General features: G+C 51.2%; 24 protein-coding genes. 1 reads left to right on the top strand and 23 read right to left on the bottom strand.

The genetic code is table 11. The annotated features are described in order from the left end of the window. Positions 1–2 precede the first annotated feature (2 nt). Entirely contained in the window at positions 3–1,694 is a 1,692-nt protein-coding gene (locus tag I8U18_RS02885; protein WP_370589366.1) for a DAK2 domain-containing protein, read from the bottom strand. A 9-nt stretch (positions 1,695–1,703) separates the two neighbouring features. Next, positions 1,704–2,069, bottom strand: coding sequence for an Asp23/Gls24 family envelope stress response protein (locus I8U18_RS02880; RefSeq protein WP_033099778.1), 366 nt, complete (start codon positions 2,067–2,069; stop codon positions 1,704–1,706). A gap of 262 nt (positions 2,070–2,331) precedes the next feature. Here I8U18_RS02880 and rpmB point away from each other — a divergent pair, with 262 nt between their 5' ends. After that, positions 2,332–2,520, top strand: a complete 189-nt coding sequence (gene rpmB, locus I8U18_RS02875) for a 50S ribosomal protein L28 (RefSeq protein WP_033099779.1) — start codon at positions 2,332–2,334, stop codon at positions 2,518–2,520. A gap of 47 nt (positions 2,521–2,567) precedes the next feature. On the opposite strand, the gene spoVM is transcribed toward rpmB, so the two are convergent. The 21 genes from spoVM to bcaP all read right to left on the bottom strand — a co-directional run bounded on the left by spoVM (position 2,568) and on the right by bcaP (position 23,940). Continuing rightward, a complete protein-coding gene (spoVM, locus tag I8U18_RS02870; protein ID WP_033100295.1) occupies positions 2,568–2,648 on the bottom strand; it encodes a stage V sporulation protein SpoVM in 81 nt (26 codons plus the stop codon). A 130-nt stretch (positions 2,649–2,778) separates the two neighbouring features. Beyond that, a complete protein-coding gene (locus tag I8U18_RS02865; RefSeq protein WP_198055682.1) occupies positions 2,779–3,435 on the bottom strand; it encodes a thiamine diphosphokinase in 657 nt (218 codons plus the stop codon). A gap of 15 nt (positions 3,436–3,450) precedes the next feature. Further along, on the bottom strand, positions 3,451–4,002 hold the full coding sequence (thiT, locus tag I8U18_RS02860) for an energy-coupled thiamine transporter ThiT (RefSeq protein WP_198064460.1): 552 nt from the start codon (positions 4,000–4,002) through the stop codon (positions 3,451–3,453). Positions 4,003–4,025: 23 nt separating this feature from the next. Then, a complete protein-coding gene (gene rpe, locus I8U18_RS02855) occupies positions 4,026–4,691 on the bottom strand; it encodes a ribulose-phosphate 3-epimerase (protein WP_198064459.1) in 666 nt (221 codons plus the stop codon). 1 nt (position 4,692) lies between these two features. After that, complete coding sequence (rsgA, locus tag I8U18_RS02850; RefSeq protein WP_033100292.1) at positions 4,693–5,583, bottom strand: ribosome small subunit-dependent GTPase A; 891 nt, start codon at positions 5,581–5,583, stop codon at positions 4,693–4,695. Positions 5,584–5,609: 26 nt separating this feature from the next. Further along, a complete protein-coding gene (gene pknB / locus I8U18_RS02845) occupies positions 5,610–7,319 on the bottom strand; it encodes a Stk1 family PASTA domain-containing Ser/Thr kinase (protein WP_232330929.1) in 1,710 nt (569 codons plus the stop codon). A gap of 32 nt (positions 7,320–7,351) precedes the next feature. Continuing rightward, positions 7,352–8,104, bottom strand: a complete 753-nt coding sequence (locus tag I8U18_RS02840) for a Stp1/IreP family PP2C-type Ser/Thr phosphatase (protein WP_033100291.1) — start codon at positions 8,102–8,104, stop codon at positions 7,352–7,354. Between the two features lie 185 nt (positions 8,105–8,289). Beyond that, positions 8,290–9,333, bottom strand: a complete 1,044-nt coding sequence (gene rlmN, locus I8U18_RS02835) for a dual-specificity RNA methyltransferase RlmN (protein ID WP_033100290.1) — start codon at positions 9,331–9,333, stop codon at positions 8,290–8,292. A gap of 158 nt (positions 9,334–9,491) precedes the next feature. Then, the gene (locus I8U18_RS02830; protein ID WP_198064458.1) at positions 9,492–10,622 is read right to left on the bottom strand and encodes a Ger(x)C family spore germination protein; all 1,131 of its coding nucleotides are present in this window, start codon (positions 10,620–10,622) and stop codon (positions 9,492–9,494) included. Next, positions 10,600–11,763 carry a GerAB/ArcD/ProY family transporter gene (locus I8U18_RS02825; RefSeq protein ID WP_198055678.1) on the bottom strand — a complete coding sequence of 388 codons (1,164 nt, stop codon included), beginning with the start codon at positions 11,761–11,763 and terminating at the stop codon, positions 10,600–10,602. The genes I8U18_RS02830 and I8U18_RS02825 overlap by 23 nt, the downstream gene beginning before the upstream one ends. Further along, positions 11,760–13,340, bottom strand: coding sequence for a spore germination protein (locus tag I8U18_RS02820; RefSeq protein ID WP_198055677.1), 1,581 nt, complete (start codon positions 13,338–13,340; stop codon positions 11,760–11,762). The genes I8U18_RS02825 and I8U18_RS02820 overlap by 4 nt, the downstream gene beginning before the upstream one ends. A 210-nt stretch (positions 13,341–13,550) precedes the next feature. Next, positions 13,551–14,915, bottom strand: coding sequence for a 16S rRNA (cytosine(967)-C(5))-methyltransferase RsmB (rsmB, locus tag I8U18_RS02815; RefSeq protein WP_033100287.1), 1,365 nt, complete (start codon positions 14,913–14,915; stop codon positions 13,551–13,553). Further along, positions 14,912–15,835, bottom strand: coding sequence for a methionyl-tRNA formyltransferase (gene fmt, locus I8U18_RS02810; protein WP_198055728.1), 924 nt, complete (start codon positions 15,833–15,835; stop codon positions 14,912–14,914). Before fmt ends, rsmB begins: the two co-directional genes overlap by 4 nt. A 23-nt stretch (positions 15,836–15,858) precedes the next feature. Then, the gene (def, locus tag I8U18_RS02805; RefSeq protein WP_033100286.1) at positions 15,859–16,335 is read right to left on the bottom strand and encodes a peptide deformylase; all 477 of its coding nucleotides are present in this window, start codon (positions 16,333–16,335) and stop codon (positions 15,859–15,861) included. Beyond that, positions 16,322–18,802, bottom strand: coding sequence for a primosomal protein N' (priA, locus tag I8U18_RS02800; RefSeq protein ID WP_198064457.1), 2,481 nt, complete (start codon positions 18,800–18,802; stop codon positions 16,322–16,324). Before priA ends, def begins: the two co-directional genes overlap by 14 nt. After that, positions 18,792–19,991, bottom strand: coding sequence for a bifunctional phosphopantothenoylcysteine decarboxylase/phosphopantothenate--cysteine ligase CoaBC (gene coaBC / locus I8U18_RS02795; protein WP_033100285.1), 1,200 nt, complete (start codon positions 19,989–19,991; stop codon positions 18,792–18,794). Before coaBC ends, priA begins: the two co-directional genes overlap by 11 nt. 201 nt (positions 19,992–20,192) lie before the next feature. Then, complete coding sequence (rpoZ, locus tag I8U18_RS02790) at positions 20,193–20,393, bottom strand: DNA-directed RNA polymerase subunit omega (RefSeq protein WP_033100284.1); 201 nt, start codon at positions 20,391–20,393, stop codon at positions 20,193–20,195. A 15-nt stretch (positions 20,394–20,408) separates the two neighbouring features. Continuing rightward, positions 20,409–21,011 (bottom strand): guanylate kinase, encoded by a 603-nt coding sequence (gene gmk / locus I8U18_RS02785; RefSeq protein WP_033100283.1) that lies wholly within the window; start codon positions 21,009–21,011, stop codon positions 20,409–20,411. A 14-nt stretch (positions 21,012–21,025) separates the two neighbouring features. After that, positions 21,026–21,292, bottom strand: a complete 267-nt coding sequence (gene remA, locus I8U18_RS02780) for an extracellular matrix/biofilm regulator RemA (RefSeq protein ID WP_033100282.1) — start codon at positions 21,290–21,292, stop codon at positions 21,026–21,028. A gap of 184 nt (positions 21,293–21,476) precedes the next feature. After that, positions 21,477–22,388, bottom strand: coding sequence for a YicC/YloC family endoribonuclease (locus I8U18_RS02775; protein ID WP_052154070.1), 912 nt, complete (start codon positions 22,386–22,388; stop codon positions 21,477–21,479). Between the two features lie 154 nt (positions 22,389–22,542). After that, entirely contained in the window at positions 22,543–23,940 is a 1,398-nt protein-coding gene (gene bcaP, locus I8U18_RS02770; protein ID WP_033100318.1) for a branched-chain amino acid transporter BcaP, read from the bottom strand. Positions 23,941–24,251 lie beyond the last annotated feature (311 nt).

Genomic DNA, 24,251 nt, shown 5'->3' with positions numbered 1-24,251 from the left:
CTTTACTCAACGGCAAACAGGTAATAATAAACCGGTTGTCCTCCCTGATGCACTTCAAATTCGATCTCGGGATAGATTTGCGAAAGTGACTCAACCAGTGCATGCGCCTGTTCTTCGGTCACATCCCGGCCGTAGATCACTGTCACCACATCCGCTTCCTCGCCGATCATTTTTTGCAGCAGGGCTTTGGCCGTTTGCACCATGTCCTGGCCGACGATTTCGATTTTGCCCTCTTGAATGCCGAGGAAATCCCCTTTCCTGATTTCCTGCCCATCCACTTGTGAATCGCGGATCGCATAAGTGAGTTCCCCCGAGCGCACCGCCCCAGAAGCCGTCGTCATGTTCTGCTCGTTCTCCTCGGGGCTTCGCTCCGCACTGAAAGCGAGCAGTGCAGCCAAGCCTTGCGGGATGCTGCGGGTAGCGATCACCGTGACGGGTGTATCAACAATTTGGCTCACCTGCTTTGCCGTCAAAACGATATTCTTATTATTCGGCAAGATCACAATATGTTCAGCTTCAATTTTTCTCACTGCATCGACCAGTTCTTCCGTACTCGGGTTCATCGTCTGTCCGCCTTCCACCACCTGATCGACGCCCAATGAACGGAAAATGTCGACAATTCCTTTTCCGGCCGCCACTGCCACAATGCCGTACTTTTTCTTTTCCGCCTTCTGCTCCCCACCGGTCTGCACAGGGGTGGAGGCAGCGCTTTTTCCTTCCGTCACGCTGGCGTATTGTTCGCGCATGTTGTCGATCTTGATGCGGATCAAATCGCCGAATTTCATGGCAAAATTGAGTGCATCCCCCGGGTATTCGGCATGGATATGTACTTTAACCAATTCATCATCAGCTACGACCAACAGCGAATCCCCGAATTGCTCCATGCTTTTGCGGAATTTGGCTTCATCAAACGCTTCGGTTTTGCGTCGCGTCGTTTTCAAATTGATAATAAATTCGGTGCAATACCCGTGTTCGATTTGCGAAGCATCCATTTTCGACTGGGCGTTATCGTGAGCAAGGGAAGCGAGCGATTCCGTGTCGAGTTTCGCTTGCGGAGCATCGGGGGCAATCTCTTCACCCTTCAAGGCAGCCAGCATTCCCTCATAGATATAAACCAGGCCTTGTCCTCCGGCATCCACTACTCCCGTCTGCTTCAAAACGGGGAGCATTTCCGGGGTGCGGGCAAGCGTCCGCCGTGCTTCATTCAACACCGTCTCCATGATCACAGCGGTGTCTTCCGTCGTCCACGCTTTTTTCATACCGGCGTCAGCCGCTTCGCGCGCCACTGTCAAAACTGTGCCCTCCACCGGTTTGATCACTGCCTTGTACGCAGTTTCAACTCCCCGCTGAAAGGCATCAGCCAATTGATGAGCGTTGATCTCCTTTTTATCGGAAACAGCCTTGGCAAATCCGCGAAACAGCTGGGACAAAATCACACCGGAATTACCGCGTGCACCCATCAGCAATCCTTTTGAAAGCGCCTCCGCCAGTTTTCCCACCGTGCCGGATGCCGCCTGTTTTTCCATCTCTTTCACACCGGATGCCAGCGTCAAATTCATATTGGTTCCGGTATCCCCGTCCGGTACGGGAAAAACGTTCAAAGCATTGACCGATTCCACGTGTTTATTCAGATTCCCGGCACCGGAACGCATCATTTGTAAAAACAGAGCTGCATGGATTTGCTGTGTCAACAGTGTTCCTCCTTACTCTTCATTGACCAGGCGAACTCCCTGCACATAGATGTTCACCTGACTTACTTTCAATCCGATCATCTGATCCAGCGTATACTTCACCTTGGATTGCACATTGTGTGCCACTTCGGAAATTTTGGTTCCATAGCCCACGATGATGTACAGATCGATCACGACTTCTCCGCTCTCCGTGCGCACTTCGATCCCTTTGCTTAAATTCTCCCTGCCCAAAAGTTCCGTAATTCCGTCTTTTAACTGGCTGCGCGAAGCCATCCCAACCAAGCCGTAGCAGTCCATGGCCGCAATTCCGGCAACCGTTGCAATCACTTCATTGGCCACTTGGATTTGACCGAGTTCCGTCGAAACTTCCAAGCTCATTCCAATTCCTCCCAGATGAGGTTTTCCATGCTTTGCTAGGACAATTGTACAATAATACCTAAATGAATAAAAGCTTAACAACATTCATCATACTGGACTCGCTCTCTCCTTGCAAGTAAAGTTCAGGTATGCTAAAATGTGCTGGTGTTTAGTCCTTATTCCGTTACCGTAAAGAGAAGAGTCCTCTCTTGCCTGAAATGTACCCTGACGGAAGATACTTTCGGCAGGGGATGATGGTATGGAACGAAGAGGAGGTGTAAGAATGGCTCGTCGTTGCTTTATCACTGGAAAACAAGGCCACACCGGAAACAAGGTAAGCCACTCCAACCGCAAAACGAGAAAAAAATGGGGTGCCAACGTACAAAAAGTGCGCATTCTCGTTGACGGCAAACCGAAACGCGTATATGTGAGCACTCGTGCCCTCAAATCCGGTAAAGTGACTCGCGTATAACCGAAAAAGAAAAAAGCACCGATTGGGGTGCTTTTTTTATTTGGCCATTAATCTTTTTTGAATGCCGCTAGCAAAACCTTAACGAAACCGCCCAGGAATTTCGGTAGCTTTATGGTATAGAACTTCACCAACATTCACCCCTTACGCTGCAATGATAAAAGATAATGACCGTGTTTTCTTCATCTTATTTATATTCTATAGAGTTCAATGTGTACCTAGAACAGGAGAAAAAATTGCTTGGGGTGAACGCCATATTCCTTAGCGGTCGCGGCTTTCGACCAGCAGGCATTTTCCCGAACGGATCGAGACCCAGCCGGATCCGCTTGCCAATTCATTGCTGATCCCGCGTGTGAATCCGCGATAAAGCGTTTCATTTTTCAGAGGGTATTTTAGCCCGTCTGTCACAATTCCCGTCACTTCTCTGGAAACCGGAATCAAAGAAATGTAGGGGAATTCTCCTTGCCTCAACTCGATTTTACCCGGGCCGGAAAAAAAGCGGACCCGGTTGCTGGAATGGAGCAAAACCCCCCGGGTCCCACGGGCCTCCAGCCATTCCAGAAGCCCCACATTGGCAAGCAAATGATCGAGGCGGGCTCCACCCAGCGCTCCCAAAATGAGCACTTCCCCTCCGGTTTGGTGCTCAAGCGCCTTTGTGAGGGCATAATGCAGGTCGGTTTCCTCCTTTTCCGCCGGCAATCGCTCCACCTCGATCCCCGACTGCATCAGTTCATCGGCAAACTCCTCACCGGCGGTATCAAAGTCACCCACGGCCAGGTGGGGAGTGATTCCCGCCTGAACCAGCTTTTTCGCACCGGCATCCGCCGTAATGATATAATACTTTTCCGGATCGATCAGGGCGATCTCCTCCGCCGTCAAATCTCCCCCCGCCACCACCAGCACTTTTTGCTTCAACATGATTCACTCCCGCTTTTACGATTGCCGTGTGATCAATTGCGGAGCGGAATATAGGATCAAAAGAACGGCAACGAACGAAATGATCACTTCGGGCAACAGATAGGTGACATTGTAAAGAAGTGAATAGAGGTAGACGGACTGGCCTGCCGGAGCGTATTGTTTAAAAAAGACAACCCCGGAAATAAAGTGGGACAACAGGCGAAACGCGCCGGCAAACAAAAGCCCGAAACCGGCCAGTGAAGCTTTCCATTTGCGCGCATAATGTTCGCGAATGCGAAAGAGCCCGGCCAGCCCCAAAGCGGCAAAAGCGATCGGATAATCAAGCGCCGCCTGCACCGGATGGACCACATAACCGCCGGTAATGAGCAGCAACAATCCGGTCAGCAAGCCACAGGACAGTCCTGCTTTCACCCCGCGCCGGAACGAAACGGCGGCGATCGGGATCATCACCAGGGTAATCGAACCGCCGTTTGGCATTTCAAACAGTGTCAGCTTATCCAATACAGCTGCGACCGCTGTCATGATCGCCACTTCCAGCATCGTTACCAATCGTGTGGATGAATTCATGGTGTTTCTCTCCTTCTCACTGCTTAACCGCGGCTTCCCGTCCCAGCACGGCGGATGGCAGCGATGGCGGCCTCGCGGTCTTTTTGGCCAAACACCGCCGATCCGGCCACCAGCACCGTCGCTCCCGCTTCAACTGCCAGCTGTGCCGTCTCCTGATTGATGCCGCCGTCCACTTCAATTTCGACCTGAAGAGATTGGGCATCGATCAGCCGGCGCAATCCGCGAATCTTGTCGAGTACGTCCGGGATAAACGCCTGCCCGCCAAATCCGGGATTGACCGTCATCAGCAAAATCAGGTCAACATCGCGCAAAATCGGTTCAATCATCGCGACCGGTGTCGCCGGATTCAGGACAACACCCGCTTTCACGCCCTGCTCCTTGATCAGGTGGACGGTGCGGTGCAAATGTCGGCACGCTTCCTGGTGAACCGAAATCAGATCAGCGCCGCTTTTGGCAAACCTTTCAATATATCGGTCCGGTTCCTCAATCATCAGGTGAACATCGAGCGGCAGTTTCGTATGAGGGCGAATCGCCTCCACTACCAAAGGCCCCATCGTGATGTTGGGTACAAAATGACCATCCATCACATCAATATGAATCCAGTCAGCCCCTGCCCGTTCCACGTCGGCAATCTCTTCCTGCAACCGGGCGAAGTCGGCCGACAGAATCGATGGCGCAATCTTGATCATGCTAATACCTCCTCGCCAGCGCATCTTTGATTTCTGCCAAAAACTGCGTATAGTTTTGATAACGCTTTTCGTCGATTTCTTGCTGCTCCAGCGCCGCTTTTACTGCACAACCCGGCTCCCCGGTGTGCAAACAGCCGCGAAACCGGCATTCCGGTGCTCGCTCGCGAATTTCGGGAAAATAATCGCCGAGCTCTGTCGGTTCAAATCCCTGAAAAGTCAATTGGCTGAAACCGGGTGTATCCGCCACTTGTCCGTTTGTCTCCATGGGCAACAATTCCACCGTTCTCGTTGTATGGCGCCCGCGGGCGATTTTTTTGCTCACTTGTCCGGTCAAAAGCTGCATTCCCGGCAACAGATGATTGAGGAGTGAACTTTTTCCCACTCCCGATTGGCCGGCGAACACGGATACCTTTCCGGCCAGCACCGCCTTCAGTTCATCCATGCCTTCTCCAGTGACGACGCTGGTCGCGATTACCTTGTAGCCGGCCGGCCGGTAAATCGCGCTGATCCGTTCAATTTCGCCGTTGTTCTTCAATAAATCCCTTTTTGTGAGAACTATCACAAGATCCAGTCCTTCACGCTCCCCGTGCACGAGGAAACGATCGACCGGCATTTGCTGAAACCGAGGCTGCCGCAAAGAACAAACAACCACCGCCTGATCGACATTGGCGATGGGTGGACGAATGAGTTCATTGCGACGGGGCTGAACGGAGGTCACCACGCCTTCGTTCTGCCCCGTCTTTTCAAACTCGACGATATCGCCGACCAGCGGGGTCAGCTTCTTCTTGTCAAACTTGAACACCCCGCGCGCCCGGCACTGGAGCATATCGCCCCCGTCCGTGCGCACGTAGTAAAACCCGCTGATGGCTTTTACAATTTGCCCGACAGGCATATAAGACCTCCTTTGTCAAAGTTTGATTACCAACCTGGAACCAATTCACACTTTGGTTCATTCGCAATATAACTGTAAACCTTCACGACTCCGCCCTTTTTAATGAAAGTACCCGCTTCCGGCTCCTGCCTAAAGATATGGGCATGACCTACACTTTGCCCGGCCGGATCCGGACATCTGTACAGTTCGACTTTATAGGGCTTATCTGCCAATTTGCTGCTGTGAACGGCAGATTCAAACTTTCCATAATAATTGTCGACTATAGCCCCCTCCACACCTACATAAATTTTCACTTGCGTGTTTGCGGGGTCGTCTACCATCGTTCCGTTCCGTGGCTCTTGATCCCAAATTTGCCCCGGTTGGACTCCTTCTTTCGGTTTTGGTATGATTTTGGGCTCTGGAAAACCGTTGTCCGCCAACCATTTTTTAGCTTCATCCAAGTTCGTGAACAATTCCATTTTCACCGGTTTTCCGGTATTTTCCGTCACCGTCTGATCTTCACTTCCGCCTGAGAATAAGCCCCAGATCGTGTCAAAGCCCCATATGGTCAAAACCAGGATGATGATAATTGTAATGAGGCCAAACAAAAGTTTTTGCCACCAAGGCAGATTGGCTTGCACATTTTCCAGCCAAACGACCGTGCGCTGGAACATGGTACGCTCGCTGTCGTTGGGAGCACTCTTCAGCCGTTCGAGATTGGCCAGCGTTTTGTCACCGAGCGCGTTGGAAGCGACCTGCCCTTTACGCTGACCGCTGCGAATTTCCGGACGCTGGATCGGCGAGTGATAAGAAGGTGGTTCAACAGCGGTTGCCACCGGGGATTCGCCTTCCTCATCCTCCGAAAGCGGAATGGTTTGATAAAGATCGCGCTGTGTCGGTTTGGAACGGGTTCCGGCCCAGTTGGCTTCCAGGCGGGGCCCGATATTGGCTGCCTGCTGGATCGCCTTCAGCATCTCGCGGGCGGAGCTGAAGCGTTTGTTAGGGTCTTTGTCCAATGCGCACAGGATCACTTCCGCCAGCGCATCGGGAATGTTCGGATTGATTGAGCGCGGATCTTCCGGAATCTCCTGCAGGTGCTTCAAAGCAATGCTGATCGCGGAGTCGCCGTCAAACGGCAGGCGGCCTGTCAGCATTTCATACAGGACAATCCCCAAGGAGTAGAGATCGGATTTTTCCCCGATCACACCTCCCCGCGCCTGTTCCGGTGAAAAATAATGGACAGAACCCATGACGGAACCTTCTTGGGTAATCGTAGAGGAACTTGCCGCCCTGGCAATCCCGAAGTCGGTCACTTTCGCTCTGCCATTGGCTCCGAGCAGGATATTATGCGGTTTGATATCGCGGTGGACAATCTGATTTTCATGGGCATGAGCCAAACCGTCGCAGATTTGGATCGCGATGGCGGCCGCTTCCTGCGCCGGGAGCGGTCCCCGTTCCTGAATGTATTGTTTCAGCGTCGGCCCTTCAACCAGCTCCATGACAATGTAATGAGTATAATGATCCTTCCCCACATCATACACATTGACAATATTGGGATGGGACAAGCTCGCGGCAGCTTGTGCTTCCCGGCTAAAACGACGTATAAACTCCGAGTCATTACTGAGGGAATCACTTAACACTTTAATCGCGACATAACGGTTTAACAGCAAGTCTTTTGCTTTGTATACGACCGCCATTCCACCGCCGCCGACACGGCTGACTATTTCGTAACGTCCCCCCAGCTTCTTCCCTTCCATCTGCATGGTCACCTGTTCCTCCTTGAACCCAATTAAGATGTAGCTGACCCACCTGTATGTCTTAGAAGAATTAGGGAAATGTTATCCGCCCCGCCGGCTTCCAAAGCTAATTCGATCAATTTATCGGCTTTTTCGTCCAGCGTCATGGATGTAGATGAGAGGACAAGTCCAATCTCCCTTTCGCTAACCATCGTGGTGAGTCCATCGGAACACATGAGGAAAATATCGTCCTTGCTCCATGGTGTATTTATCAGATCGACTTCGACATCTTCATTTGTACCGACAGCTCGAACGATCATATTGCGCAGGTGATGGTTGCGCGCTTCTTCGGCCGTGATTTGTCCATTCTTTCGCAGAATGTTGACATACGAATGATCCTCGGTCAGTTGATACAGCCCGTTTTTGTGCAGCATGTAGGCGCGGCTGTCCCCAACATGAGCCAGAACCACTTCGTGTTGATCGACGATCGCGGCGATTACCGTCGTGCCCATGCCGGATAACTGGCTGTTCTGCTCGGCCATCCTGAATACTTTCTCATTGGCCTTTCCTACGGCATGCAGAAGCAGATCGCTTTTTTCATCAGTCGAAACATCCAGGTTTTCCGCCCGGAGCACCTTTTCAATGGTGTCGACCGTTTCGCGGCTGGCTACATCGCCAGCTTGATGACCGCCCATTCCGTCGGCGACGATCGCGATCACAGTTCCCGATTTGGTCAAAACCAGGCCTGTGCTGTCTTCATTCAGGTCACGCACACGACCGATGTCAGTGCGCCGTGCAAGCTCCATTCCGGTTACCCCTTTCCCTTTCTAGTATTCCCTGTATTGACCTTTATCAAGAGGAAATCCCGTAGACCGATTCATTGCCGGATCGATTGCTGCCTTTTTTCTTTTGTTGAAAAAGGTATTCATATCATTTCTGTTGAAAAAGGTGATAGGCGAAACGAAATCGTCAGAAAACCGCTGAAGCTCTCCTAGCTCAGACGACTGTGTTTGGCACGAAGTTGTCCACACGCTGCATCGATATCATGCCCGTGTTCCCGGCGAATCGTGGTATTCACATGATAGGAATCCAGGATTCGCTTAAATTCGAAAATTTGCTTTCTCGGTGTACGTGTGTAATTTCGCTCCGGAACATAGTTTACCGGAATGAGATTGACAAGGCAATTCATCCCTTTAAGCAGTTTGCCCAGTTCATGAGCATGTTCGCTTTGGTCGTTTTTCCCGCCGATCAGGGCATACTCAAAAGTGAGTCTACGCCCGGTTTTTTCCAAATAGTACCGGCATGCGTCCAATAATTCCGCCAATGGATAACGCCGGTTGATCGGCATGAGCTTGGACCTGAGTTCGGTATTGGGAGCATGAAGGGAAATCGCCAGGCCTACCTGCCAATTTTCGTCGGCAAACCGGTAGAGATTGGGAACGACTCCGCTGGTGGATACCGTGATATGGCGCTGGCCAATATTGAGTCCGTGCCCGTCATTGATTATGCGAACAAACTTCATCGTCGGTTCATAATTTTCAAATGGTTCACCCGAACCCATCACCACAACCGATTTGACCTTTTCAGATGACGGATCAAGATATTTCTGCGCCATAACCACTTGTGCCACGATCTCGCCGGCGCTCAGATTTCGCTTCAATCCTCCGAGTGTCGAAGCGCAAAAAGTGCAACCGACCCTGCATCCCACCTGTGTCGTCACACAGACGCTGATCCCGTAGTTATGACGCATAATCACGGTTTCAATCGCATGTCCGTCGTGAAGACCGAACAGAAACTTCACCGTTCCATCGCGGGATACCTGAGTCGTAATCACTTGAAGCGGCATCAGGTGAAAGAATTCACTTAATTCTGCACGCATGTTTTTCGGCAAATTTGTCATGTCGCCAAACGAATCGACGCGTTTGACATAGAGCCAATCCATGATCTGGTTGGCTCGCCATTCGGGGTGACCGTGGCGAGTCATCCAATCTTTCCATTCCTGATAAGATAAATCATATGCAAAAGTTTTCACCATTCATTCTCACCAATTCTTCGAAAACTGCCTTACGTCAATAAAAAGCAGGGTTCTCCCTGCATCAAAACTTTTCTTATTATATCATAGTACAATCCAAAAAAAAGGGACAGGTCGTGAAGATTTTTTCGCACCCTCCATGTCCCTGCGCTGTTCATCCCCTAACTGGATTCCAGGCCGATGCGTCTGAGCGTAACTTTGTAATGAATTTGGATCGGTATGTTTGCATATCGGCTTCTCCATTGCATTTTCTCATAGAATTTCGGATAGAAGGCGTGCACATAATTCCCGATCCCCATCACATCGACGCGAAACTCTTTTTGTGAACGCTCGACCAGTTTTTTGGCAATCTTCTCATATTCCCTGGCAACCAATTGGCTCAGTTGTTGGTAGGTTGATTTTTCTGTGATCTGGATCGGACAAGTTTTTTCATTAATTTCTCCTTCTATTTTCACCTGTATGTCAACTTTCCCGTTTTTTACTGTGATCTTTCTGCGGGCATTTTCCGGATGAAAAAAGAAGGTTCCTTCTGCCTTTCCGCAAGGGACGGACAGATCAGCTCCGGAGCGCTGTCTGCGGATATGCATGATCGGGGTGAGCAATCTCTCATCTAATACTCCGACCATGCGATCCCCGCGAAACACAGCCATCCCTTCCCAGTCAAACTGCTCTTTCTGCGCCTTAAACATATTGATCAACGGATTTCGCTTTTGCGGATTGGACAATTCAATCATCACTTGGCCCAGCTCAATCGTCGGGAGTTTTCCTATTTTCACTCCGGTATCGATCTGATCACGAAGGTAATCGGTCGGAATCGGTTCCAATCCGACCTGCGTTTTCATGGCTTCCTTCGCTTTGCCATCGATCACAATCGGCCACATGTGCCTGCGGATTTCCGGGCTGCGGCGCAAAGCGTCCAGATGCCTTGAAATCCCTTCTTTTGCCACATCCTTGCTTAACAGCAACGTTTGCAAATGCCCCAGGAAGATCGGATTGTTTACCTTGCTTTGCAATTCGCTTAAGGCATCTCTCAGCGTTTCCCCCTCAGCGGTGAACGATTGAACGGCGCCGGGGCCGCCTTTTCCCCCGCCGCCGCCACCTCCGCCACCTCCGCCGACAATTTGCCCGGGACTGGGGACTTGTGCGGTTACCTCATATCCCTTTTTTCCTTTGTCAATTGCCAGGGAGACAATCACCGCCCGCTTTTCAATTTCAATACTGTCCCAACAACCCGTCAGCAAGAACAAACTGAGCAAAACGATAAACCCCTTAGCGCGAAGAAGATATTTCACGCGGCATTTCCCCTTTCTTGCGACGCAGGATGGCAATCACAAGCAGCAAAATGGGCAAACAGTCCGTAAGAAAACCAAAAATTCCAACTCGTTCCGCATATTTGCCCACTTCCCCCATATTTTCTGGAGCCATAGCCATAACATAAAGAACCGGGGCAAAAGCAAAGGCGATCCAGCGGCGATACCGTCCTTTCAGTCGGAAAAATTCGATCACCATCTGCACAGTACAGGCATACAGATTTAACACTGACGTAAATACGAGCACCAGCCAAATCGACAGAATGGCCGACTCCAACCGTTCAAACAGCATGGCATGAAGCCGGATCACTTTTCCTGTTTCCAATACGGGATACATGACCCGAACCAGTTCATCTTTGCCGAAAATGGATAATGTACCCACACATTTTATCCAGTAAAGGACAATAATTGTTCCAATGGCGAATAAATGGGCTTTCCACGCTTTCATCGGTTGTTTGTAAAATCCGGAAAACATCAGGAGCACACTGTACCCGGAGTAAGCAAAAGCGCCGCTTAGCATTGCTTTGGGCAACTGTGAAGTGTTCATTTGCAGCAAAGGCAGGAGATTGGTACTCTCTCCCCGTTGAATGAAAGCAAATATTTCGATGACTAATGGGAGGAAATTCAGCAACATCAATAGCTCATTATATTTGGCCACGATCCCGAATTCACTGCCCGCCGCAATGGCAACCGAAATAAGCAGAACCAAGATTACCGCTTCAATTGGCGTATTCACCAAGACCGCATTCACCATCGCTTCTCCAAATATACGGACACTCATGGAGATGCCCGATACCAAGTAAAGGGCGATGATCAACAAGACAATGATAGTCAGGAATCTGCCCAACCAGTGGCTCCTCCTGCTTCCCAAGATCTCGGGAGCAAACTGGACAATGGTCTGCCCTGGAAACCTCATGCAAAGAGCAGTCAGCAAGGCGATGATAATTCCGACAAAAATCCCGCTGACGATAATAATCCAGCTCATGTCATTACCACTGACTTCCGCCACATCGCGCGGCAAACTGAGTACACCAACCCCATAGATGGTGGAAACAACTATGGTAAAAGCCTGATACACTGTAATACTGTATCTCGTACCATCTGTTAATTGCTGTTGATTCATTTTTCTCCCCCGCCTTGTCTCACAACATCGTTTACCTTGTAAATCTCCGGCCGTTTTTTCATCCAGGGCCACGGAACACGGATCAAAGTATCTTTCAACGCTTTTAAATTAAGCGGTGCAAACGGGGACATATAGGGAACGCCAAATGAACGGAGCTGCACCAGGTGAAGGATGATCAGCATCATGGCGATCATGATCCCGTACAGTCCAAAGGCTGCGGCAAACATCATCATGGGAAAGCGCAACAACCGAACCGAGATGGCAGCGCTGTAACTCGGATTGGCATAGGAACTGATGGTGGTCAGCCCGACGACAATGACAAACGCAGGTGAAATCAATCCGGCCTGTACCGCCGCCTGTCCGATGACCAAACCGCCGACAATTCCGATGGTCGGCCCGATCGGCGAAGGCAAGCGGATACTCGCCTCACGCAAAATCTCCACACTGATTTCCATCGACAACGCTTCCAAAATCGGTGAAAAAGGCACGGTGGCCCGGCCGGCCGCCATGGCGATCAACAGCTTTGAAGGAACCATTTCAGGATGGAAGGAAACGAATGCGATATACAGGGACGGCAGCAAAAGCGCAATAAACAGACTGAGTAAGCGGATAAACCGCAAAAAGGTAGCGATCAGATACCGCTCATAATAATCTTCCGAGCTGTAATAAAACTGGCTGAATACAGCCGGGGCAATCAAAGCATAAGGGCTGCCGTCCACAAGGATGGCAAACTGTCCTTCCAGCAGATGGGCGACAACCGAGTCCGGACGCTCCGTATTTTGGATCAGCGGAAACGGCGTCCACATCTGATCGACTATAAACTCTTCAACATAGCCGGACTCGAGGATTCCGTCAATCTGGATATCCTGAATGCGCTTTTCAGCTTCTTTCACGACTTCTTCATCGCAAACACCTTCGATATAAAGAAGAGCGACAGTGGTCTTGGTTCGTTTCCCTTTGGTAAAGTACTTGACTCTCAGGAACGGATCGCGCAACCGGTGGCGGATCATCGACAGGCTGCACACTACGGTTTCACTCATCCCTTCACGGGGGCCCCGCACGACGGATTCCGCATGGGGCTCACTCACACTCCGGGTAGTCCACCCTTTGGTTCCGACCACCAAAGCCTTACGGAAATTATCCAAAAAAACAACCGTATCCCCGGAGAGAATGGCATCAAGTGCACTCTTCATATCTTCGATCTCTTTGACCTCACCCGCCTGAACCAGATGGTTGTACACCTCATCATACAAGTCATTGACTGATTCTCGTTTATCGCTGTATTTCATCAGGGGGCGGATGATAAAGTTGTGATTGATATCTTTTTGCACCATTTCATCGAGATAGACAACCGAGGATTTCAAATCTTTCGGCACATCGATCACAAAGGTGCGCACGACCAGGTCGGAACACTCTTTCAGGATATTCTTGATAAACTCCACATTTTTGGCCTCTGTGTCAAAAATGTGCGTTTCCTCCTGAACCGCTTTGCTCAGCTGGCTTTCATTATGCTGTTCCAGCTTTTTCTGCTTCCTGCGCTCTTTTAAGCGCAAGATTCGATACGACGCTTTCTTCATTCACATCACCATTCATAACCTGCCCGACATGCATGAAAAACATGCAAAATAATACGGAATATGGAAAATGAAGACAAAAAAAACCATCCACCTGTTGCGGTGAATGGTTCAACTTGATCACACAGCCTCCATATGCCGGTTCACGCCGCCTTTTTGGTCATTCTCTTCGCTCCGGCTCCTTCCGTCGTCATCCCGTTTCGGGCCATGTCTTCACGATGGCCGTTTGATCATCCGGGCGATAAAAAAACCGTCGCTCATAAAATGATGCGGCAGGATTTGCAGCCATCCACCGGCGATGATGGCACGCTCCCGCACGAGCGGAAGCAGGTTTTCCTGCCATTTTTCATCGGCAAAAAACTCCGGATGGCGGGATAAAAAGGCCTCGACCTGCTCCTGGTTTTCACGCGGTTCAATGGTGCAGGTGCTGTAGACGAGCACTCCGCCCGGTTTCAGAAGCGGCGCAACTGCTTCCAGCAACTCCTTCTGCATCTGCACCAGCGGGTCGATCATCCTGGCTTCTTTGCTCCATTTGATATCGGGTTTGCGGCGAATCACCCCCAGCCCGGAGCAAGGGGCATCCAGCAGAATGGCATCAAAAGTCTCCCTGGCGATCTCTTTGCCCAGCTCCCTTCCGTCCGCCTTTTTCGGAGTGACAATGGTAATCCCCAGCCGGTTTGCATTGGAAGAGATCAGCTCCAATTTATGCTCATGAATATCACAAGCCAAAATGGAACCTTCATTCTTCATCCGTTCCGCCATATGCATCGTTTTCCCGCCCGGGGCCGCACAAACATCGAGCACCTTCATCCCCGGCCGCGGATCAAGCGCCGGAGCGACCAACATGGAACTTTCATCCTGAATTGAACAGTCTCCTTCCCGGAACAGCAAGGAGAAAGCCGGATTCCCGCCTCGCTCGATCCGGATGCCGTCGGGTGAAACAGGAGAGGGGAGGGCCTTCCCCTCCTGCTGCCTTCCCCATTTTTCAATAAATTGATCCCGCGTCAGGCGCAGGGAGTTGACGCGAATGTTTACTTTGGGCGGAACATGATTGGAAGTGAACATCAGGCGGGATTCTTCTTCACCGTATACTTCTTCCATCCGGCGCACCATCCATTCCGGATGGGAATAATAAAGGGCTTTTTCCTTGATGTTCTTCGGAAAGGCGGAAGGCGTCAGTCTCTCCTTCTGCCGCAGATAGGACCGCATCACTCCGTTAACCAATCCGGAAATCCCCTTATGTCCTCTCTTTTTGGCGATCTGTACGGTTTCGTGAACGGCTGCACGGGAAGGAATTTTATCCAGATAGGCCAGTTGATAAATTCCCAGGCGCAACAGCTGGCCCACCCAGGGCTCCAATGAACCGGTTCCTTTTTTAACCAGGGAATTTAATATCCAATCAAGCGTATTCATCCGCTGAATCGTCCCGTACACCAGCTCGGTCACCAGGCGCTTGTCCCGGTCATCCAGCCCGCTTTTTTCCAGAGCATGGTTTAAGAGAAGATTGCTGTATGAGTGCCTTTCTTCATATTCAATCAGAATATCAAGCGCAACTTCCCGGGCTGTGGCTTTCTTCATTTCCGATCCCCTAACTGTTCTCCAACCGTCATCTGCCGCCCGCGCACGAATTCAGCCACCGGCATCCTGCGTTTTCCCGCCGGCTGCACCTCCTGCAACAGCAAATGTCCGCCTCCGGTCGCGACCAAAATCCCGGCTTCATCAATCTGCACCACTGTCCCGGGTTCGGCCGTAGCCTGTTTTTCAACCGGCTTCGCCCGCCAAATTTTAAACGGCTGATTCTTCCAAGTGGTAAAGGCGACAGGCCAAGGATAAAGGCCTCGCACCTGATTCCAAAGTTCCATGGCCGTGCGTGTCCAATCGATTTTTTCATCATCACGCGTAATATTGGGCGCATAGGTTACCTGACTTTCATCCTGTTTGACCGCTGTTATCTTGCCTTCCAGAAGCAGAGGCAACGTTTCCGTCAACAGTTCAGCTCCGAGGACGCTCAGCTTCTCATGCATGGTTCCGACATCATCATCATCCGTGATCGGAATGGAGCGTTGTGAAATGATATCTCCCGCATCCAGCGCTTTGACCATATACATGATCGTGATGCCGGTTTCTTTCTCCCCGTTGATGATCGCGTGATGGATCGGGGCTCCCCCACGATATTTCGGCAGGAGGGAAGCGTGGACGTTAATGCAGCCGAATTTGGGTTCCTTTAAAATAGCTTCCGGCAAAATTTGCCCGTAGGCGGCTGTGACGATCAAATCCGGCTTCAGCGACAATACTCTTTCCACCGCTTCCGGATCGCGCAACTTTTCCGGCTGGTAAACGGGCAGTCCCAGCTTTTGCGCCGCCATCTTAACCGGGGGAGGAGTCAATTCTTTCTTGCGGCCCTTGGGCCGATCAGGCTGGGTCACCACCCCGATCACATGATAGCCTTCCCGTACCAGCGATTCCAAGGAGGGAACGGCGAAATCCGGAGTTCCCATAAACAAGACTTTGACTTGATCCGTCAATCCTCTTCCTCCTCTTCATCCGGGCGGAACACGCGTTCAGCCACATCAATAAACAAAACGCCGTTCAGATGATCGATTTCATGTTGGAAGGCACGCGCCAGGTATCCTTCCGCCTCGATTTCCACCGGATTTCCGTGGCGATCCTGCCCTTTGACCTTGATCCAGTTGGCCCGGCGCACTTCCCCGAGCAGATTGGGAATGCTGAGGCAGCCTTCCGGCGGAGAAATCTGTTCTCCCTTTTTCTCGACGATTTCCGGATTTACCATTTCAATCAGCCCTTCTCCGACATCGACCACAATTGCCCGCTTCAGGATTCCGACTTGCGGCGCAGCCAATCCAACGCCACGAGCGTCATACATCGTCTCCGCCATATCATCGAGCAATTTCGCCAAGCGCGCGTGAAATTTGGTCACCGGCTTTGCCTTTTGTTTCAGGACGGGATCGGGATATTGCACAATTTTACGAATGGCCATTTTCATGAAAACTCCTTTCCCAAACAATTCCATCTCGATCTATGCTGAACCTTAAATCCCCGTCATCGATCCGCATCTCCAGTTCCCGCAAGCAAATTTTGCACTTTTCTGCGGTTACTTCATCCAAAGGGGGATATTTGATCAACATTTGCAAACGATAACGATCTTTCAGCCTCGGAATCGGCGCGGGAACGGGACCCAGGAGCCGCGTCCGCTTCGGTAAATTCTTTCCCAGAAAACGCGCCATTTCCTGTCCCTGCCGCATCAGGGAAACGCGATCCGGATGGCTTAACAAGAGGGTAAACAAGCCGTAAAAAGGAGGATATCCATGCTGTTTCCGAATGATGCTTTCCTGTCGGTAAAAACCGTCGCTGTCATGCTCAACGGCCCGTTCAATGCTGTAATGGTCAGCGCTGTATGTTTGAATGATCACCCGGCCCGGCTTTTCATGCCTCCCGGCCCGGCCGCTCACTTGCGTCAACAATTGAAACGTCCGTTCGGCAGCCCGAAAATCCGGAAGATGCAGCATGGAATCGGCGGCGATCACCCCGACCAGCGTCACCTGCGGAAAGTCCAATCCTTTGGCGATCATTTGCGTTCCCAGCAAAACATCCGCTTTTCCGGAGCCAAATGCGTTGAGCAACCGTTCGTGCGCCCCTTTCCGGCTGGTGGTGTCCACATCCATGCGAATCACACGCAGACCGGGAAAACGCCGTGCCAGTTCTTCTTCGACCCGTTGCGTACCCGTGCCGAAATGACGGATATGTTTGCTTTGGCAATGCGGACACGCCCCCGGCATCCGCTGGGCAAAACCGCAATAGTGACAACGCACCGTCCGGTTGGTCTGATGGTAGGTAAGCGAGATGTCACAGTGGGGGCAGACTAGCGCTTCGCCGCATTCCCGGCACATGACAAAAGTGGAAAAACCGCGGCGGTTGAGGAATAAAACCGCCTGTTCCCCCCGGTTGACACAGGAAAGCAATTCCTCCTTCAACCGCTCGCTGAACATGGTACGGTTTCCTTTGCGCAATTCTTCCCGCATATCGACAATCTCCATCTGCGGAAACGGTCTTCCTTTTACCCGCTCTTTCAACTGCACCCACTCATGCCATCCCTGCTGTGCGCTCACAACCGTTTCCACCGCCGGAGTGGCCGAACCGAGAACCAGGGCAGCCCCATGGTGTTGTGCCCGCCACAGGGCAACGTCCCGCGCGTGATACTTCGGATTCTCTTCTTGTTTATAAGAGGATTCGTGTTCTTCGTCGATGATGATCAGCCCCACATTTTGGAATGGGGCAAAAATCGCCGAGCGGGCTCCTATTGCCACTTTAACCTTACCCAACCGGATTTTGCGCCATTCATCATAGCGTTCTCCGCCGGAAAGCCCGCTGTGCAACACGGCCACCAGATCGCCAAACCGGCTTTTAAAACGGTCGACCATCTGCGGTGTCAACGAGATTTCCGGAACCAGTACAATCGCTTCCCGCCCCTGCTGCATCACTTCGGCGATCGCCTGCAGGTAAATTTCCGTTTTTCCGCTCCCCGTCACCCCGTGAAGCAAAATGGAGCGGAAACAGCGTTCCCTGATCGGGGCCACGATCGACGCAAAGGCTTGATACTGCTCAGGCGTCAGTGGCAAAGGAGCGGTCCGCTCAAACTGGCGATGGGCAAAGGGATCGCGATACAACTCCCGTTCCTCCCATTCAAGAAATCCCGCCTCGACCAGCGTTTTTACGGTGGAACGGGCGACACCCAGTTCTGACAGCAAATCGGGCAACGCGATCTCTTGCGGCCTTTTTTCAAAAAAACGAAGCACTTCTTTTTGTCTGACCGCCCGGGCCGACAGGGAAGCAGCGGCGTTTGCCAATTCCTCCGGTTTTTTGGGCCGGACGAAGATCACTTTTTGCTTCGTGACACGATCGCCGACTCTCTCCTCCAAAACCACCCATTTCTCCTCGCTCAGTTGCCTCAGGAGAGAGGCATCCACTCCTGCAAAACGGAGAGCATCCTCCCATGCGCACTCCCCCTGCTCGCGCAGGTGAACCAATAATGACTTGGCAGAAAGGCTGAGCAGCGTTTCTTCTTTTCGCCCGGCCTCCGGGTGCAGACGGACGACTTTTTGGTAGGTTCCCTTCAGTACGGCAGGAATCATCGATTGGAGAGCGGTAATCGTACGGCACAAATACTCATTGGCCATAAAAAACCCGAGCTGCACCAGTTCCGGAGTGAGCGGGGGCGCAAAATCCATTACCTCCTGAATCGATTTCAGGCGTCCGGCAGCGGGCCGTTCTTTGATATTGACCACATAACCGATCCGTTTCTGCGGGCCAAACGGCACTTTTACCCGGCTGCCGATCTGCACCTCCGTAAAAAGTTCAGTCGGAATCCGGTAATCATAGGGACGGTCGGTGGCTTTGGCCGGTACATCGACAATCACTTCAGCAATCAAACCGGCATCAGTTCCCATGCAAGCGTTCTCCGATCAGCCGGATGATTTCCGCTGCCACTTCGGCCTTGCTCATCAGCGGCAACGACAGAACTTTTCCCTGCCGGTCATAAACCGTCACGATATTCGTTTCCGTTCCAAAGCCCGCTCCCGGTAAGGTCACATCATTCGCCACAATCAGGTCCATCCCCTTGCGCTCGAGCTTCTCTCTGGCATAATCCTCAACCCGCTGTGTTTCTGCGGCAAATCCCACGAATAGTTGATGCTCTTTTTTTCTCTTTCCCACTTCGCTGGCGATATCTTCCGTTTTCGTCAGCGTGAGGGTCAGTTGATCCGCCGTTTTTTTCAGCTTTTGCCCATGTTCCTGCAACGGCCGGTAATCGGATACAGCGGCTGCTTTTATTATAATATCGGCTTGCGGCAAATAGTGTAAAACCGCTTCTCTCATTTCCAAAGCCCGCACGACGTCGATTCTTTTCACCCTCTCCGGTGTTTGCAGCGAAACCGGCCCGGCGATCAAGATGACTTCCGCCCCGGCCTTGGCGGCTGCTTCCGCCAGGGCAAATCCCATCTTGCCGGAAGAGTGATTGGAGATGTAGCGCACCGGGTCGATCGGTTCCTGCGTCGGTCCCGCCGTGATCAGCACCGTTTTTCCGGCGAGCGGTTTCCCTCCGGCAAAAAACGTTTCCACCCACGAGATGATTTCCTCAGGCTCTGCCATGCGTCCTTTTCCCACATAACCACAGGCCAGATGCCCTTGCCCCGGTTCAATGAAAAAGACGCCCCGCTCTCTCAGGGTCGCGAGATTTTTTTGCACGACCGGATTTTCGTACATATGTACGTTCATCGCCGGTGCAACCACGATCGGGGCCTGCGTGGCCAATAAGGTTGTCGACAGCATGTCATCCCCGAGTCCAAGGGCCATTTTGGCAATGATATTGGCCGTCGCCGGGGCAATGATAAACAAATCGGCGTGATCGGCCAGATCGATATGGTTCACCACTTCGGGATTATATTCATCAAAGGTGTCGACTGCCACATGATGCCGGGACAAGATCTGCATTGTAAGAGGGGTGATAAATTGAGTTGCCGACTTGGTCATAATCACTCTCACATCATATCCGCGTTGCGCAAGCCCGCTGGCGACAGAAGCGGCTTTAAAAGCAGCGATCCCACCTGTGACACCGAGCACGATCCGTTTTTCCTTCATGGCAATCCCCCTCTCCCTTCCTTCGTTCCCCCGGAAAAACTGTTCGCGCTATTCATTCGGGAGATATGACATTCCGGGGTTTCAGCGCAATCCGCTTCTTCTCACAAAAAGAACAACCTTTTAAACAGGTTGCCGTCAAAAACAAGCAAAACGATCAGGGGAACCGTTTCCTCTTTGCACGTTCCCCTGATCGGCATGCCTTTATCCCTTGTGCGGATGTTCCGGCACGAGGAGATCATCGGCGATCTCTTCCAAAGCCATCCCCACATATTTTTTCGAATGCGGCTTGATTTGGGGCTCCTGCCCGTCGAGCAGTTGGCGCGCCCGCTTTGCCGCCAAAACGACCAACGAATATTTGCTGTCCGCTTTTTTCATCAACAAATCAATGGATGGATAAAGCATTTTCCTTCCTCCCATCTATTCGCTTAAGATCAGGCGGTCTTTCCGGCAATGTTCGGCCGTGATGATCGCCCGGATTCGTTCACAGGCTTGCTCCACCTCATCATTGATCACCACGTAATCGTAGCGCTCGATCTGTTTCAGCTCATCGGTTGCGGCATCCAAGCGGTGAGCCAGAGAGGTTTCCGTTTCCGTGCCCCGGTTTAAAATGCGGCGCTTCAAATCTTCAAAGGAAGGAGGTACCAGAAAAATGAAAATGCCCTGGGGAAATTTCTCCCGCACCTGCATGGCTCCTTGTACCTCAATCTCCAGTAAAATGTCCTGTCCGGAAGCCAGCGTTTCCTCGACAAACCGCCGGGGAGTTCCGTAATAGTTTCCCACATATTGCGCCCATTCAATCAGTTCGTCGTTTTGAATCATCTTTTTAAACTCGGGTACGGTCTTGAAAAAATAGTTGACTCCGTCCACTTCCGATTCACGCGGCGGGCGGGTCGTAGCGGAAATGGAATAGGTCAGTTCCGGCATTTTTTTGCGAAGTGCCGAACAAACCGTTCCCTTTCCGACACCGGACGGGCCCGAAACCACGATCAACAGTCCTTCACGCAGATAATTCGCCTTCATAGAAAAGTCCTTTCCTATTCAACAATCTCTTCATGATGTTCTTTGCTGGCCAGCCGGTGAGCCACCGTCTCCGGCTGTACCGCTGACAGGATCACATGATCGCTGTCCGTGATGATGACCGCACGCGTTCTGCGGCCATATGTAGCATCGATCAAAACACCCCGTTCGCGCGCTTCCTGAATGATCCGCTTGATCGGGGCGGAATCCGGACTGACAATGGAGACAATCCGGTTGGCCGAAACAATATTGCCGAAACCAATATTAATTAATTTGATACCCAAGTTTGAGTACCTCCTCACCCAATTTGAGATCAATCGTATTTCGAAGCGGGAATGGAAAACATTCCCGGCTCTGAAAGTTGCGCTTCATAAGGTAAAAAATACCAAATTAAAGGAATGAAAGAAAAAAAACGCATTTCCAGCCTACTAGGCTATTTTAGATCGTTTTTCCGTCCGAATCAATGTTTTACTCAATGTTTTGCACTTGTTCTCTGATTTTTTCCAGAACACTCTTACAGTCCACAACCCGGGAGCTGATGCTTGGCAGGTTCGCCTTGGAACCGATGGTATTCACTTCGCGATTCATTTCCTGCACAAGAAAATCGAGGCGGCGCCCAACCGGTTCACTTTGGGAAAGAGCCTTTTCAAACTGGCTCATGTGGCTTTTCAGTCTCGTCAACTCTTCAGTGATGTCTGCTTTTTCCACCCAGATCGCCACTTCGGTAAGCAGGCGGTCCGGATCGGTTTCCAGATCCCCCAGCATCTCCTCCAGCCTTGTCTTCAACCGTTTTTTCACATGTTCGGCCACGATCGGCGTCTCCCGTTCGATTTCCTCCACTATTTTACTCAATGTTTGCAGGCGCCCGGTCAGATCTTGCCCCAAATGATTCCCTTCCTGCTCCCTCATTTGTCTCAGCTCCTTCAGCGCCCCGTCAACCGAAGAGAGAAACGCCGCACGGTACTTTTCCACATCCCATTTCACTTCATCGATCAGCCAAAGCTCCGGCTTTTGAAGCAAATCAGCCAGGGTCAGTTCTGCCCGGATGCCCCACTCCTGTTCGGCGATTTTGCCGGCCTGCAAAAAGCCGCGCAGCAAATTCCAGTCCAATTGCACGTTGCGCTCAGGCGGCCGGATTCCTTCAATCGTGATGAAGACATCAATTCTTCCCCGCCGTGCAACCTTTTGCACCTGTTTTCGCACGAGGTCTTCCAAACAGAGCCAACCCTGCGGAATGCGAATGACAATATCCAAAAAACGATGGTTGGTCGAACGGATTTCCGTGACGAAGCGGATGCCATTTTCCTCTGCTTCCCCGTGTCCATAACCCGTCATGCTCAACACCGTTACTCTGTTTTCCATGTCTTTAAACCCTTTCATCCAATTTGTTCTCTTTCCATCATAATCAAATGAAACGTTTTCGATCTACTGTTTATCCATCAGGAGGCAGAATTCAGACATTTCAATGAACAAAAAAAGCGGCTCCCCCGAAAGATTCAGGAGAGCCGCCATAGGTGATTGGCTCCATGACCTCTTATTTTTCTTGATTTAACAGCGAATGTTTGCGCGAATAGAGGAAATACACGATCAAGCCGATGCCGAGCCAAACGAGGAATGCCACCCAAGTGATCCATTTCAGCTGTGACATCAGGAACAAACAGGCAAGCACGGCCAGACCGGGCAAATAAGGAACACCCGGACAGCGGAATGCCCTTGGCAGATCGGGCTGCTTGTACCGCAGGACAATCACGCCGACGGAAACGAGGGCAAAAGCCGACAAGGTTCCGATGTTAACCAGTTCAGCCAACTTGTCCAGCGGGAGCAGTGCCCCGATAAAAGCGGCGATCGTCCCCAGGAGCCAGGTGCTGCTGTAAGGGGTTTTAAAACGCGGGTGAACCTGGGAAAAGACTTTCGGCAACAGTCCGTCTCTCGACATGGAGAAGAAAATCCGCGTCTGTCCGTAAAGCATAACCAGAATCACCGTCGTCATCCCCATAATGGCCCCGAGGTCAACAATGCCAGCCGCCCAGTTTTGATGAGCCACTTCGAGCGCGAGCGAAACCGGATGATCCATGTTCTGGTTAAATTGTTGATAATGAACGATCCCGGTCATAATGAGCGTGACGATGACATACAGCAATGTGCAAATTCCCAGCGAAAAGAGCAAGCCTTTCGGCAAATCTTTTTTGGGGTTGCGCGTTTCCTCTGCGGCCGCGGCCACCGCGTCAAATCCGACATAAGCAAAAAAGACGAGAGCCGCCGCCTGAAAGATTCCGCTGAAACCAAACGGAGCAAACGGAGACCAGTGAGCCGGTTTCACATAGCCGATTCCGACCGCGATAAAGAGCAAGACAACCAAGATTTTGATAATCACCATCAGGTTGTTCACTTTTTTCGATTCACGAATGCCGCGGGATAACAAAAACGTAATAATCATTACAATCAGAAACGCCGGCAGGTTAAAAATTCCTGATTTCCCCGGCACTCCCGGCGCTGCGGTCAATGCCTCCGGCAAGTTGATGCCGAATCCGGACAACAGCGATTGAAAGTAACCCGACCACCCGACGGAAACCGAACTGACCGCAAATAAATATTCGAGGACGAGATCCCATCCGATAATCCAGGCAATCAGCTCTCCAAGAGTGGCATAGCTGTACGTGTACACGGAACCGGATACAGGCACGAGCGAGGCAAGTTCCGCATAGGACAAAGCGGCCAATCCACAGGCAACTGCCGCAAGAATAAAGGAAATGACAAGTGCCGGCCCCGCTTTTACCGCACCGGTTCCGGTCAGAACAAAAATACCGGTACCGATGATGGCTCCAATCCCCAGCAAGGTCAGATCCCAAGCGGTCAAATCCCGTTTCAGCTTGCTCTTTCCCTGTGCCATGTCCAACATCGACTTGACATTTTTTTTACGAAATAAATTCATCTTCCTCAGCTTCCCCCAACCAAAATTATTTTTAGCAAAATAAGCCAATCTGAATCGGCATTTGCTAATCAATTGAAAAAATTCAGTCTGATACAAGGGACGACCCCTAGGAGCAGCATCGACAGACAGCCTCTCTGCTTTTGCTAAAAATCACCCAGTGTCGATTAGAAAGTTTAGAAAATTAAGCCACGCTATAGGAATTTATTAAAAAAATCTATATCAATATTAAAAAAAATAAACAGATTTTTCAACAATATATTTTTGGAAATGTTTCCCTGTGATTCCGGGCGATTAAATATGGAAAAATATGT

It is taken from the genome of Thermoactinomyces sp. CICC 10522 (assembly GCF_016055075.1).
Classification (GTDB): Bacteria; Bacillota; Bacilli; order Thermoactinomycetales; family Thermoactinomycetaceae; genus Thermoactinomyces_A; species Thermoactinomyces_A daqus.
Note: the sequence above shows the minus strand (reverse complement) of the source record. Positions and strands in the feature narration are given on the sequence as shown.